The organism is Pseudomonas sp. SCT (genome assembly GCF_003864275.1).
Taxonomy (GTDB): domain Bacteria; phylum Pseudomonadota; class Gammaproteobacteria; order Pseudomonadales; family Pseudomonadaceae; genus Stutzerimonas; species Stutzerimonas stutzeri_AE.
The window spans coordinates 912,469-925,905 of the sequence record NZ_BDJA01000001.1; the positions used below are offsets into that span (position 1 = coordinate 912,469).

General features: G+C 64.1%; 11 protein-coding genes. 10 read left to right on the plus strand and 1 reads right to left on the minus strand.

The features are described 5' to 3' along the window. Positions 1–110 precede the first annotated feature (110 nt). The 5 genes from malE (at position 111) to BHD08_RS04225 (ending at position 7,249) form a co-directional block, all read left to right on the plus strand. On the plus strand, positions 111–1,298 hold the full coding sequence (malE, locus tag BHD08_RS04205) for a maltose/maltodextrin ABC transporter substrate-binding protein MalE (RefSeq protein ID WP_125020911.1): 1,188 nt from the start codon (positions 111–113) through the stop codon (positions 1,296–1,298). 67 nt (positions 1,299–1,365) lie between these two features. Continuing rightward, positions 1,366–2,931, plus strand: coding sequence for a maltose ABC transporter permease MalF (gene malF, locus BHD08_RS04210; RefSeq protein ID WP_177412621.1), 1,566 nt, complete (start codon positions 1,366–1,368; stop codon positions 2,929–2,931). A gap of 11 nt (positions 2,932–2,942) precedes the next feature. Then, entirely contained in the window at positions 2,943–3,833 is an 891-nt protein-coding gene (gene malG, locus BHD08_RS04215) for a maltose ABC transporter permease MalG (RefSeq protein ID WP_015275801.1), read from the plus strand. 104 nt (positions 3,834–3,937) lie between these two features. Further along, positions 3,938–6,685 carry an HTH-type transcriptional regulator MalT gene (gene malT, locus BHD08_RS04220; RefSeq protein ID WP_125020912.1) on the plus strand — a complete coding sequence of 916 codons (2,748 nt, stop codon included), beginning with the start codon at positions 3,938–3,940 and terminating at the stop codon, positions 6,683–6,685. Positions 6,686–6,820: 135 nt separating this feature from the next. After that, complete coding sequence (locus tag BHD08_RS04225) at positions 6,821–7,249, plus strand: hypothetical protein (RefSeq protein ID WP_015275803.1); 429 nt, start codon at positions 6,821–6,823, stop codon at positions 7,247–7,249. Positions 7,250–7,294: 45 nt separating this feature from the next. On the opposite strand, the gene BHD08_RS04230 is transcribed toward BHD08_RS04225, so the two are convergent. After that, complete coding sequence (locus BHD08_RS04230) at positions 7,295–7,918, minus strand: glutathione S-transferase family protein (RefSeq protein ID WP_125020913.1); 624 nt, start codon at positions 7,916–7,918, stop codon at positions 7,295–7,297. Between the two features lie 174 nt (positions 7,919–8,092). On the opposite strand from BHD08_RS04230, the gene BHD08_RS04235 reads away from it, so the two are divergent. The 5 genes from BHD08_RS04235 to BHD08_RS04255 all read left to right on the plus strand — a co-directional run bounded on the left by BHD08_RS04235 (position 8,093) and on the right by BHD08_RS04255 (position 13,428). Next, positions 8,093–8,641 (plus strand): sugar O-acetyltransferase, encoded by a 549-nt coding sequence (locus tag BHD08_RS04235; protein ID WP_125020914.1) that lies wholly within the window; start codon positions 8,093–8,095, stop codon positions 8,639–8,641. 150 nt (positions 8,642–8,791) lie between these two features. Then, entirely contained in the window at positions 8,792–10,420 is a 1,629-nt protein-coding gene (locus BHD08_RS04240) for an alpha-amylase family glycosyl hydrolase (protein ID WP_015275806.1), read from the plus strand. 81 nt (positions 10,421–10,501) lie between these two features. Continuing rightward, entirely contained in the window at positions 10,502–11,617 is a 1,116-nt protein-coding gene (gene malK / locus BHD08_RS04245; RefSeq protein ID WP_125020915.1) for a maltose/maltodextrin ABC transporter ATP-binding protein MalK, read from the plus strand. Between the two features lie 174 nt (positions 11,618–11,791). After that, positions 11,792–12,109 (plus strand): helix-turn-helix domain-containing protein, encoded by a 318-nt coding sequence (locus tag BHD08_RS04250; protein WP_125020916.1) that lies wholly within the window; start codon positions 11,792–11,794, stop codon positions 12,107–12,109. Continuing rightward, positions 12,109–13,428, plus strand: coding sequence for a HipA domain-containing protein (locus BHD08_RS04255; protein WP_125020961.1), 1,320 nt, complete (start codon positions 12,109–12,111; stop codon positions 13,426–13,428). Before BHD08_RS04250 ends, BHD08_RS04255 begins: the two co-directional genes overlap by 1 nt. Positions 13,429–13,437: the final 9 nt, after the last annotated feature.

Sequence of the window (13,437 nt, forward strand, 5' to 3'; positions counted from 1 at the left end):
GGGGAGGAGGATGCACATGGCACAGGACGCGCCGAGGATGGAACGACTGTCAGAGCCTCAGGCCGGCAGCAGGTGGAACAACTAATAAGAAGCCACGAGGAAAGCGAAGCATGAACAAGAAATTCTGGTGTATCGCCACCGTCGGCCTGGCGGCCACCTTCAGCCTGCCGCTACCGGCGCTGGCGGCGATCGAAGAAGGCAAGCTGGTCGTCTGGATCAATGGCGACAAGGGCTATAAAGGCCTCGCCGAAGTCGGCAAGAAGTTCACCGCCGAAACCGGCATCCCCGTGGAAGTGGCCCATCCCGACAGCGCCACCGACAAGTTCCAGCAGGCCGCGGCCACCGGCAATGGTCCGGACATCTTCATCTGGGCCCACGACCGCATCGGCGAATGGGCCAAGAGCGGCCTGCTCACCCCGGTCACCCCGAGCGCCGACACCAAGTCCGGTATCGCCGACTTCTCCTGGCAGGCGGTGACCTACGACAACAAGCTGTGGGGCTACCCGATTTCGGTGGAAACCATCGGCCTGATCTACAACAAGGCGCTGGTGGATACCCCGCCGAAGAGCTTCGATGACGTCCTCGCGCTCAACGAGAAGCTCGCCGCGCAAGGCAAGCGCGCCATCCTCTGGGACTACAACAACACCTACTTTACCTGGCCGCTGCTGTCGGCCAAGGGCGGCTACGTGTTCGAGCAGACCGATGGCGGTTACAACGTCAAATCCACCGGCGTGAACAATGCCGGCGCCAAGGCCGGTGCGCAGGTGCTGCGCGATCTGATCGACAAGGGCGCAATGCCCAAGGGCGCCGATTACAGCGTGGCCGAAGCGGCGTTCAACAAGGGTGACTCGGCGATGATGATCAGCGGTCCCTGGGCCTGGTCGAACATCGAGAAGAGCGGCATCGACTTCGGTGTGGCGCCGATTCCGGCGATCGATGGCGAGCCGGGCAAGCCCTTCGTCGGTGTTGCCGCCGCGCTGCTCAACGCGGCCAGCCCGAACAAGGATCTGGCCGTGGAGTTCCTCGAGAACTACCTGCTGCAGGTCGAGGGCCTGAAGACCGTCAATGCCGATGTGCCGCTGGGTGCTGTGGCCAATACGGCCTATATGGAAGAGCTGTCCGCCAACCCGCACATCAAGGCGACCTTCGAGAACGCGCAGATGGGTGAGCCGATGCCCAACGTACCGGAGATGGGTGCGTTCTGGTCATCCATGGCCGCCGCGCTGACCAACATCACCTCCGGCCGGCAGAACGTCGACGCCGCGCTGGATGATGCCGCCAAGCGCATCACCCGTTGAACCCGTCGCCGGCCGCCTGCACAGGCGCGCCGGCAGACTAAGCTCCGTTCAGAAAGGTTCTTCTCCCGTGAATGCCCGTGCCGAGTTGCCCAGCCCCGCCATGACCCGCCCGACATCCTGGGGTTTGCCCCGCTTCCTGACCACCGGCGTGCGCTGGCTGCTTTGGCTGGCCTTCAACGCCTTGTCGCTGTATCTGGTGGTCGCGCTCTACGTTCAGAAGCAGATGGCTTTCGCCCTGCTCGGGCTGGTGGTCACCGGGATCGCCAGCTACCTGTTCATCAATCGGCGCATGTACGCCCAGCGCTACATCTTTCCGTCGGTAGCGGGGATGCTGGTGTTCGTCATCTTTCCGTTGCTCTATACCGTGGGCATCGGCTTTACCAACTACAGCGGCACCAACCTGCTCAGCCAGGCCCAGGTCGAGCGTTATCACCTGAGCCAGACGTACCTAGCCGGCGAGCGTTTCCGCTTCACGCTGCATCAAAGCCCTGATGGCGAGCGGCTGCGGGTGGACAAGGGCGAGCTGGGCATGTTTGTCAGCCCGCCGCTTACCGGCGAACCGAACCCGGAAGCGCCGCTTTCGCTGCTACCGGCCGAAAGCGTCGACGGCCTCGGCGAAGCGCTGGCGCTGCGTGAGGTGATCCAGCGGCGCAAGGTGCTGGAGCAATGGGTGATGCAGGCGCCGGATGGCAGCCTGCTGCGGCTGTACGGCTTGCGCGAGGTGGCGGCGGTCGAACCGCAGTACCGCCAGGATGGCCCCGGTGTGCTGGTCGACACCCGCACTGGCGCGCGGCTGACTGCCGACATGGAGCGTGGCTTCTATGTCGACGAAACGGGCAAGGCGGTGCCGCCGGGCTTCACCGTGTTCACCGGCTTCGCCAACTTTTCCCGGGTGCTGACCGAGCCGAGCATCCGCGAACCCTTCATGCAGATCTTCGCCTGGACCTTCGCCTTCGCCGGCCTAACGGTGGTCTTCACCCTCGCCGTTGGCCTGGTGTTGGCCAGCCTGCTGCAATGGGAGCTGGTGCGCGGCAAGGCGTTCTACCGGCTGATGCTGATCCTGCCGTACGCGGTGCCGGGATTCATTTCCATCCTGGTCTTCCGTGGGCTGTTCAATCAGAACTTCGGCGAGATCAACCTGCTGCTGGAAGGGTTGTTCGGCATCCGTCCGGACTGGTTCAGCGACCCGAGCCTGGCGCGCACCATGATCCTCATCGTCAACACCTGGCTCGGCTACCCGTACATGCTGCTGCTGTGCATGGGCCTGCTGCAGGCCATCCCGCGGGACCAGTACGAGGCGTCGGCGATCGATGGCGCAAGCCCGCTGGACAACCTGCTGCGCATCACCCTGCCGCAGCTGATCAAGCCGCTGATGCCGCTGCTGATCGCCTGCTTCGCCTTCAACTTCAACAATTTCGTACTCATCACCCTGCTGACCCGCGGCGGCCCGGACATCATCGGCGCCACCACGCCGGCCGGCACCACGGACCTGTTGGTGAGCTACACCTACCGCATCGCCTTCCAGGATTCCGGACAGGACTTCGCCCTGGCTGCGGCCATCGCCACGATGATCTTCATCCTCGTCGGTGCCATGGCGCTGCTGAATCTCAAACTCTCGAAAGTGAAGGTATAAGGAGACCGGCAATGGCCATGGTGCAACCGAAATCTGCGCGTTACCGGCTCTGGGCGACTCATGCGGCACTGCTCGCCTTCGTCGCTGCGATCCTCTTCCCGCTGCTGATGGTGATCTCGATTTCCTTCCGCGAAGGCAACTTCGCCACCGGCAGCCTGTTCCCCGAGAACCCGACGCTGGAACACTGGTCGCTGGCGCTCGGCATTCCCTACACCCACGCGGATGGCAGCGTGACCCAGCCGCCGTTCCCCGTGCTGCTGTGGCTGTGGAACTCGGTGAAGATCGCCTTCGTCAGCTCGATCCTGATCCTGCTCTTGTCGACCACCAGCGCGTATGCCTTCGCGCGCATGCGCTTCGGCGGCAAGGCGCCGATCCTGAAAAGCATGCTGATCTTCCAGATGTTCCCGCCGGTGCTCTCGCTGGTAGCCATCTATGCGCTGTTCGACCAGCTCGGCCAGCACGTCAGCTGGCTGGGGGTGAACAGCCACGGCGCAGTGATCGTCGCCTCGCTGGGCGGCATGGCGCTGCATATCTGGACCATCAAGGGCTATTTCGAAAGCATCGATGCCTCGCTTGAGGAAGCCGCCATCGTCGATGGTGCGACCACCTGGCAGGCGTTCTTTCATATCCTGCTGCCGATGAGCGTGCCGATCCTGGCGGTGGTGTTCATCCTCGCGTTCATCACCAGTGTCACCGAATATCCGATCGCCTCGGTGCTGCTGATGGACGTGGACAAGCTGACCCTCTCGGTGGGTGCCCAGCAATACCTGTATCCGCAGAACTACCTGTGGGGTGATTTTGCCGCGGCGGCGGTGCTCTCCGGGCTGCCCATCACGGCGGTGTTCCTCTACTGCCAGAAGTGGATCGTCGGTGGGCTCACGGCGGGTGGCGTGAAGGGCTGAGGACATAGCGAAACAGGGCGTCAGGCCGGGGAGCGCGAGCCATGCGAGCCGGTGCGCCAGGCCACGGGAAAAACAACAACAAGAACGAGAACAGGGAGCCGTCCATGAATGCCTCGATGCCAGCTTTGCTGCCGCTGATCCCCACCAAACTGGCGATCCCCATGCTGCCGCCGGGCCTGCTCGAACGCCCACGATTGGACGAGTGGCAGCTGCGCCTGCCGCAGGTACGTCTGGCCGTGCTGCACGCGGCCAGCGGCTTCGGCAAGACCACTCTGGCGGCGCAGTGGGCGCGGGCTTTCGATGGCCGCGTCGCCTGGCTGCAGCTGCATGCCAGCGACAATCTGGCGCTGCAGTTCGGCCGCTACCTGACCCAGGCTCTGGACCGCCAGCTCGATGCCGGCTGCCCGCTTTCCGTTGCTCTCGCCGAGCAGGGCCAGGTGTCGCTTGACGCGCTGTTCACCCAGCTGCTGGCCGAGCTGCCAGGCGAGCACGAGGCGATCCTGATCGTGCTCGACGAGTTCGAAGTCCTGCACGAGCGTGAGCTGATCGCCGGGCTGCGCTTCTTCCTGCGCCACATGCCCTGCTGGATGACCCTACTGGTGTGCAGTCGGCGCCTGCCGGAACTGGGCGTGGCCGAGCTGCGGGTCAAGCATCAGCTGCTGCTGCTCGATGCTCGCCAGCTGGCCTTCGAGGACGACGAGGTGCAGGCTCTGCTGCAGCTGGGCGTGCCGGTAAACATCAACCGCGAGCAGGTCGAGCGCCTCAACCGGCGCATCGGTGGCTGGCCCTGTGCATTGCAGCTCGCGCTGCAGGAGGTGCAGACCAGTCGCGGTATGGACTCGTTTCTGGAAAACCTGCTGCTCGGCCATCCCGATATCCGCGACTACATGCGCGAGCAGGTGATCGACGGCCTGCCGGAAGACCTGCGCGGCTTTCTCGAAGCCACCTGCCTGCTCGAGCGCTTCGATGCCGCACTGGCCGATCGCCTGACCGAAGCCTGCCATGGCCGCGAGATGCTCGAGCGGCTCGAACGCGGCGGCTTGTTCATCCAGCCGCTGGACTGCCTGCGCCGCTGGTACAGCTACCATCCGTTGTTCGCCGTGTTCTTGCAGGGCGAGCTGCGCACCCACCAGCCGCAGCGCGTCAACCAGCTGCACCTGCGTGCCGCCGAGGCGCTGTTGTCCGAGAACCTGCCCGAGGAGGCCGCACGGCACGCGGTGCAGGCCGGCGATCCGCAGCAGGTCGCCGAAATCCTCCAGCGCCACGGGCGCGCCTTCTACCGTCAGGGCCAGCTCGGGCTGTTGCAGCAATGCCTGGAAACCTTGCCGGAAACGGTAATCGCCGGCTCGCCGCTGCTGACCCTGCTGCAGGCCTGGGTGTCGCAGAATTCCTACCAGTTCGAACATGTCGAACGCTGGTTCAAGGCCGCCGAACTGGCGCTGCAGCGCAGCTGCTCCGAGCAGGACTGGGCACGCATTGTCTGCGAATTCAATGCGGTGCGCGCGCAGGTCGCGATGAACCAGGGTGACGAGCAGCGCGCCATTACGCTGGCCCAGGAGGCGCTGACCTGCGAACCGCTGATCATGCGCACCTCGCGGGTGGCGGCAATGTCCGGCCTGGCCGAGGTGCATTTCGTTCAGGGCGCGTTGCCGCAGGCACAGAAGCAGTACGAGGAAGCCGAGCGCCGCGCCCGTGAGATCAATGCCTCGCACCTGGTGGTCTGGAGCCTCGGCCAACTGTCGGAGATCGCTATCGCCCAGGGCCATCTGCAGAAGGCCTACACCCTGCAGGAACGGGCCATTCAGTACATCGAACAGCAGCACCTGCGTGCCACGCCCATCGTCGAGTTCATCTATCGGGTGCGCGGCCAGGTACTGCTGGAGTGGCATCAGCTGGACGCCGCCGAACAATGCGCGCTGCAGGGCATCCAGATCCTCGACGAGCTTGGCGACCAGCGCTGGCGCCTGCAGAGCCACACGTTGTTGGCCGGTGTCGCCTACGCCCGCGGCCAGCAGAGCGCCTGTGCCGATTACATCGGTCAGATGCAGACGATGCTCGCCGATGATCGCTACCACATCGACTGGTTGGCCAACGCCCATGCGGTGATGCTCGCTTATTGGGACTCCAGCCAGGATCGCGAAGCGATTCGCCAATGGCTGCTCAGCGCGCCGCCGGTCAGCGCCGGTGCCAACCACTTTTCCCAATTGAACGCACGCAACCACGCACGTGCCCACGTGACGCTCGGCCAGCTGGACAGTGCACTGCCGATCCTGCGCCAATTGCTGACCGACGCCGAGCGCCACGGTCTGGTGATGGATCGCAACCGCAACCACATCCTCCTGGCGCAGCTGCACTGGTTGCGCGAAGAACGCCAGCAGGCGCTCGATCACCTGCAGCGGGCAATGACCCTGGCCAGCGGCAGCGGCGCCATCGGTAGTTTTCTGCGAGTCGGCAAGCCGATCATCGGCATGCTCAAGAGCCTGCTGCACGAGCGCACCCTCGACGAGCCGGAAGCCCAGCGCGCCACGCGGCTGATCCAGCTGGCGCAGCAGCAGCGCGACTTCAGCCGCGCCATCCGCATCACCCTCGACGAGGCGGTGATCCAGGACATCATCAATCGCCCCGACGTCCCCGAGCTGATCCGTCGCTCACCGCTGACCCGGCGCGAATGGCAGGTGCTCAGCCTGATCCATGCCGGGCAGTCCAACGAGCAGATCGCCGACCACCTGAACGTCGCGCCCACCACCATCAAGACGCACATCCGCAGCCTCTACCAGAAGCTCAACATCACCCACCGCAGCGAGGCCGTGCAGCTGGCGCGCGACCTGCTGAGCAAGATTCAGGGGGACTAGGGCCGCTCGCCGCCGCCGAGGCGAGCGGCTATGCTCGCGGCCGTACAGCACAACAGGGATGTGGCGGATGATGAAGACCAACCAGCGAGCCAGCCGTTGCGCGCATGGCGCAGCACAGTACGGCGGAGGCCGCCCATGAGCCTGACACGCGTGCTGTTCATGGCCGCCGTCCTGGGCCTCGGCTACAAACTGTGGAGCGGCCATCAGCAGGAGGCATTGCTCCAGGCAAGTACGACAAGCAGCCCCTCAGGGTTTATCCCGGTGGCGATGCCCGGTGGTGCGCGCCCAGGCGTGGTAATGGTCTTCGCACCGGTCAACTGCCCTTCTGATGAAGCGCGGCGGGCCGACGAACTGGCGGCCGGGCTTTCCCGTATGGGCATCGCGGTGCAACGCTCCAGTCACTTCAGTACCGAGACGAGCAACCCCAACGCCGAGCAGCAGGCCCAGCTGCAGCGCACCGTCGCGGTCCTCAACGGCGGTATTCCCGCCGTATTCTTCAATGGCATGGGCAAGGCCAACCCAACCCTGGACGAGGTAGTGGCCCAGGTTCGAGCGCCGCGCTGAACACACGGGCACTGGTCCGATAGCGCTTGGCCTGCAGGGCGCCGTTCAGCCCTTCCACTGGGTCTGGGCGAAAGCGGGCAGGGCGTTGGCGCGTTGCGACGCCGCTGCCAGATGCGGAAAGGCGTCATCTGGCGCCAGCGTGTCGGGCAGGGTGAGACGGGCGAAGTCGTAGGCAACCACCGCGCTGATATCCACCTGGCTCATCCGCTCACCCCACAACGGCCGCTCGCCGCGCTCGGCCTGGCGTGCATCCAGCAATGCCAGCGCGCCACGCGCCTGGTCCTCGCAATGCCGATACCAGTCGTCCCAGACCAACCCCTCGGGCCGCCGATCACGTTCGTAGTACGCCGCGACGGTTTTCTCGCAGGCCCCGACGGCGAAGGGCAGCAGGTTCATCGCCTCGCTGCGCTCGGGGCCGGATAGCGGCAGCAGGGCGCGCTCGGCGCCAGCCTGCTGATCGAAATAATCGAGGATGGCGTTGCTGTCGATCAGCACCTGACCATCGTCCAGCACCAACGCCGGTACCCGACCCAGCGGCGAATAGTGGCGAATCTTCTGGCTGTCCGTCAGGACGCTGAGCGGTTCGTTGGTGAACGGTATTTCCAACAGATGCAGGCTGATGCCGACGCGGCGGACGAAAGGCGACATATAGCGACCGATCAATTTCACGGCAGTGCTCCAAAGGCAACGGGACAGTGCATCAACCCTAGTCGAGGGTCGCGGCGAACGCGAAGGCGCCGGGCCGAACCGTTCATCGCCTCGCCCGTTGGCCATCAATTGGGGAGGAGGAGGGCCGCTTCATGCTGTGGCACCCTCGGGCTTTTCAGTGAAGGAGGCGTTGCCATGGCGATGAGCGAGAAGCAGAAGATGCTGGCCGGCGAGCTGTACTACCCCGGCGATCCGGAGATCCTCGCCGATCAGGCCGCTGCCAAGGCCTGGATGGTGCGCTACAACGCGGCGCTCGCGGCCTCGCCGGACGAGCGCCGAGCGTTGCTGGCCGAGCGCCTGGCTTCGGCCGGTGCCGGTGCGGTGATCCGCCCGCCATTTCACTGCGATTACGGCTACAACATCCACCTCGGCAAGGGCGCCTTCCTCAACTTCAACTGCGTGATTCTCGATGTGGTCGAAGTGCATATCGGCGCCGGCGCGCAGATCGGCCCGGCGGTGCAGCTCTACACCGCCGACCACCCGCGTGACCCTGAAGCACGCCGCTCGGGCGTCGAGTTCGGCCGTCCGATCCATATCGGCCGCAACGTCTGGGTTGGCGGCGGGGCGATCATCCTTCCTGGCGTGACGGTCGGCGACGATGCGGTGATCGGCGCGGGCAGCGTGGTCACCCGTGACGTGCCGGCCGGTGCCACGGTGGTCGGCAATCCGGCGCGGATACGCTGACCGGCTCGCTGTCGCCGTCTACGCCCTCGGCCAGCGCGCCGTCTACGCCCGACCCTTACGCCTGCAAGACCCCGCCGCCGGAGGATGTTGCGACGGGATGCCGCACCTAGAGTGGCCACATCTTCACTGGTCACTCATAGGTAACGTGGCATGTCCGAGCAACTTCAGAATTGGTGGCGCGGCGGGGTGATCTATCAGGTCTACCCACGTAGTTTCTTCGACAGCAACGGCGACGGCGTGGGCGACCTGCCCGGCGTGCTGCACAAGCTGGACTACATCGCCAGCCTCAACGTCGACGCTATCTGGCTGTCGCCCTTCTTCACCTCGCCGATGAAGGATTTCGGCTACGACGTCGCCGATTACCGCGGCGTCGATCCGCTGTTCGGCACGCTGGACGACTTCGTCCGGTTGGTCGAGGCCTGCCACGAACGCGGCATGCGCGTGCTGATCGATCAGGTGCTCAATCATTCCTCGGATCAGCACCCCTGGTTCGCCGAGAGCCGTTCCAGCCGCGATAACGACAAGGCCGACTGGTACGTCTGGGCCGATCCCAAGCCGGACGGCACCGTGCCGAACAACTGGCTGTCGGTGTTCGGCGGCCCGGCCTGGAGCTGGGACAGCCGGCGCCGGCAGTACTACCTGCATAACTTCCTTTCCAGCCAGCCGGACCTGAACTTCCACTGCCCCGCCGTGCAGGATCAGTTGCTCGACGACATGGAGTTCTGGCTCAAGCTCGGCGTGGACGGTTTCCGCCTGGACGCCGCCAACTTCTACTTCCACGACGCCGAACTGCGCGACAACCCGCCGAACACCGAGATCCGTGAGGGCAGCATCGGCGTGCGCATCGATAACCCCTACGCCTACCAGCGCCATATCTACGACAAGACGCGCCCAGAGAACATGGATTTCCTGCGTCGTCTGCGTGCCTTGCTGCAGCGCTATCCCGGTGCCTCTTCGGTAGCCGAGATCGGCTGCGACGAGTCGCTGCGCACCATGGCCGCCTACACCAGCGGTGGCGACACGCTGCACATGGCCTATTCCTTCGACCTGCTCACCGAGCAGTGCAGCCCTGGCTACATCCGGCATACCGTGGAAGGGATCGAGCGGGAACTGGCGGACGGTTGGTCCTGTTGGTCGATGGGCAACCACGACGTGGTGCGGGTGATGACCCGCTGGGCGCTCAACGGCCGGCCCGACCCGGAGCGCGGCCGCTTGCTGATGGCTCTGCTGTTATCCCTGCGCGGCAGTGTCTGCATGTACCAGGGCGAGGAATTGGGCCTGCCGGAAGCGGAACTGCGCTACGAGGATCTGGTCGATCCGTACGGCATTACCTTCTGGCCGGAATTCAAGGGCCGCGACGGCTGCCGCACGCCGATGCCCTGGGAGAGCGAAGCACACCATGCCGGCTTCACCGGCAGCCAGCCGTGGTTGCCGGTGGACGACTCGCACCGTTCGCTGTCGGTGGCCGCGCAGGATGCCGATCCGCATTCGATGCTCAATTGCTACCGGCGCTTCCTGGGCTGGCGGCGCGAGCAGCGCCTGCTGATCGAGGGCGATATCCACATGGTCTACCATGACGACGCCTTGCTGGTGTTCGAGCGGCGGCTGGGCGACGAAGCCTGGCTGTGCCTGTTCAACCTCGGCGATCTGTCGCGCAGCTACGAGCTGCCGGCGCAGGCGGTGCCGCTGGTGGACGTACCGGCGAGCTTTGCCGAATACGATGGCCACTGGGCGCGGCTGCCGGCACATGGTTTCGGCTATGTCCGGCTCGCGGGTTAAGGGAGCGTTGGCAGCGGTGGGGTTGGCCCACCGCTGCGCCAGATAACGAGAGCTTGGCGGCATCAACGGAGAACAATAACCATGGCCAGTGTCACGCTGCGCGACATCTGCAAGAGTTACGACGGTACGCCGATCACCCGGCATATCGACCTGGACATCGAAGACGGCGAATTCGTCGTCTTCGTCGGCCCGTCCGGCTGCGGCAAGTCCACCCTGCTGCGGCTGATCGCCGGGCTTGAGGACATCACCTCCGGCGATCTGCTGATCGACAATCAGCGCGTCAACGACCTGCCGCCCAAGGATCGTTCGGTGGGCATGGTCTTCCAGTCCTACGCCCTCTATCCGCACATGACCGTGGCGGAGAACATGGCCTTCGGCCTCAAGCTCGCCAGCGTCGACAAGCGCGAGATCAAGCGCCGCGTCGAAGCAGTCGCGGAAATCCTCCAGCTCGACAAGCTGCTCGAACGCAAACCCAAGGACCTCTCCGGCGGCCAGCGCCAGCGCGTCGCCATCGGCCGCACCATGGTCCGCGAGCCGAAGGTGTTCCTGTTCGACGAACCGCTGTCGAACCTCGATGCCTTCCTGCGCGTGCAGATGCGCATCGAGATCGCCCGCCTGCACCAGCGCATCCGCTCCACCATGATCTACGTGACCCACGATCAGGTTGAAGCCATGACTCTGGCCGACAAGATCGTCGTGCTCAATGCCGGCGAAATCGCCCAGGTCGGCCAGCCGCTGCACCTTTATCACTACCCGAAAAACCGCTTCGTCGCCGGCTTCCTTGGCTCGCCGCAGATGAACTTCGTCGAGGTGCGCGCCATCTCCGCTAGTCCTGAAGCCGTCACCATCGAACTGCCCAGCGGCTACCCGCTGACCCTGCCGGTGGACGGCAGCGCCGTGAGCCCAGGCGACCCGCTCACCCTCGGCATTCGCCCGGAACACTTCGTCATGCCGGCAGAAGCCGACTTCACGTTCCACGGCCAGATCACCGTGGCCGAACGCCTGGGCCAGTACAACCTGCTCTACCTCACCCTGGAACGCCTGCAGGACGTCATCACCCTCTGCGTCGACGGCAACCTGCGCGTCACCGAAGGCGAAACCTTCGCCGCCGGGCTCAAGGCCGACAAATGCCACCTGTTCCGCGAAAACGGCGAGGCGTGTGCCCGGCACTATCGGGAGCCAGCGATTTATGGGTGAGTTGCCAGTTGTGCCCGGTGGAGCAGGCTGGTGGCGAGCCAACAGAAAAAATCCTCACGGATGTGAGGATTTGTTTGATTAACACGTCATGCGGACTAGAATCCTCGCGTTCGTGAGGATTTTCTAAAGCCGTCTCTGTTCAGCATGCTTATCCTCACGACCGTGAGGATTTCTATGAAGGTTGAAATCGATTCCCCCGAAAAGCTTGGCACGCTCATTCGCGCCAGCCGCAAGGCCTTGGGCATGCGTCAGGACGACGCGGCTGGCAGCATCGGCGTGAGCGAGAATTTTCTTGGCAAGGTTGAGCGCGGTGGCGAGACGGTGCAATGGGGCAAGCTCTTTCAGGTCCTGACAGAGCTGGGCCTGACCGTTGAGGTTGAAGTCCCTGAGAGCTTTGCCGCTGAAACCATGGCGCAATTCCAGGATATTCAGCACAAGCGCGGCCAGGCCGCAGGCTCTGAACATGACGCCTCGAAACATGAGGTGAAATGATGGAGCGGCAACTCAATGTCTGGATCAACGATGTTCTGGTCGGAGTGCTTCGCGAGTCCAACGGCTTATGGGCATTCGCGTATAGCCAAGAGTGGCTGAGCAGACCCGATGCACACGCCCTAAGTCCAGGGTTGCCGCTGCAGCCCAACGAACATGTCGACGGCGCCAGCGTACGGCCCGTGCAGTGGTACTTCGACAACCTCTTGCCCGAGGAAGGGCAGCGCCTGCTGATCGCCCAAAGCATCGGAGCCGCAGTTGCGGACGCCTTCAGCCTGCTGCAACGCTTTGGCGCCGAGTCTGCAGGCTCCCTGACGTTGCTCCCGCCCGGACAGCAGCCGTTAGCAGGTGGCAAGCAGACATTGACCCACGAAGTGCTGTCCTCGCGGATACGCGAAATGCCGCGAGTACCGCTCGCCGAGCGCTCGGCAAAGAAGATGTCCCTGGCCGGGGCTCAGCATAAGGTGGCGGTCATCTATCGGGATGGGGAGCTTCTGGAGCCCACCGGAAGTACGCCATCCACCCACATTCTCAAGCCCGACCACCCTGATATTGCCTGGGGCCATTCGGCCGTTAACGAATGGTTCGTCATGACTTTGGCGAAGCGATTAGGGCTGGATGTTCCGGTCGTTAGCAGACTGTACGTGCCTCAACCGGTCTATGTGGTCGAGCGATTCGACCGCTCTTTCACTCACGCCCAATGGCAGCGCCTGCACTGTATCGACGCCTGCCAGCTGACAGGCCTATCACGCGAGTACAAGTACAGCGCCGGCAGCGTGCAGAAACTGAGCGACATCGCGAAGCTCTGCGTGCCTTCGGTGAAAGCGCGCGAAGCGCTGTTCAAATGGCTGGTGTTCAACGTCCTCGTCGGTAACGAAGACGCCCACCTGAAGAACCTGAGCTTTCTCGTGGGCCGGAAGGGCGTGGTGTTGGCGCCGTTCTACGACCTGCTGAGCACAGCTGTTTACGGCACCCGCGCATTCGATCAGGACAAGTGGCCAACCCAATCGACACTGGCCTGGCCGCTCAATGGAGTGCTGTGCCTGAATGAGATTACCGGTGCCGTGTTGATCGATGCCGGGGTAGGCATGGGCATCAAACCTGCCACCGCGAAAAAGCATATCGACGCATTGGCGGGCAAGATCTACCAGCAGGCCACGGCGCTGCAGAACGAGGTGCAACGGCAGAACGAAGCACTCAGCGAAGCCCAGCCAGCACTTCGTGCAACCTTCAACGGTGAGATGCGACTGCTGCGGGCCATCGTCGAGATTGTTACCAGGGAGATGGCGAGTCAGGTTAGCGGTGCGACTGGCTTACGCTGAGCCTCAAGC

Excerpts from the sequence above, each read along its gene's own strand:
- malT (WP_125020912.1), top strand. The coding sequence starts at position 3,938 with ATGAATGCCTCGATGCCAGCTTTGCTGCCGCTGATCCCCACCAAACTG.
- BHD08_RS04240 (WP_015275806.1), top strand. The coding sequence starts at position 8,792 with ATGTCCGAGCAACTTCAGAATTGGTGGCGCGGCGGGGTGATCTATCAG.
- BHD08_RS04235 (WP_125020914.1), top strand. The coding sequence starts at position 8,093 with ATGGCGATGAGCGAGAAGCAGAAGATGCTGGCCGGCGAGCTGTACTAC.
- BHD08_RS04225 (WP_015275803.1), top strand. The coding sequence starts at position 6,821 with ATGAGCCTGACACGCGTGCTGTTCATGGCCGCCGTCCTGGGCCTCGGC.
- BHD08_RS04250 (WP_125020916.1), top strand. The coding sequence starts at position 11,792 with ATGAAGGTTGAAATCGATTCCCCCGAAAAGCTTGGCACGCTCATTCGC.
- BHD08_RS04255 (WP_125020961.1), top strand. The coding sequence starts at position 12,109 with ATGGAGCGGCAACTCAATGTCTGGATCAACGATGTTCTGGTCGGAGTG.
- malK (WP_125020915.1), top strand. The coding sequence starts at position 10,502 with ATGGCCAGTGTCACGCTGCGCGACATCTGCAAGAGTTACGACGGTACG.
- malG (WP_015275801.1), top strand. The coding sequence starts at position 2,943 with ATGGCCATGGTGCAACCGAAATCTGCGCGTTACCGGCTCTGGGCGACT.
- malE (WP_125020911.1), top strand. The coding sequence starts at position 111 with ATGAACAAGAAATTCTGGTGTATCGCCACCGTCGGCCTGGCGGCCACC.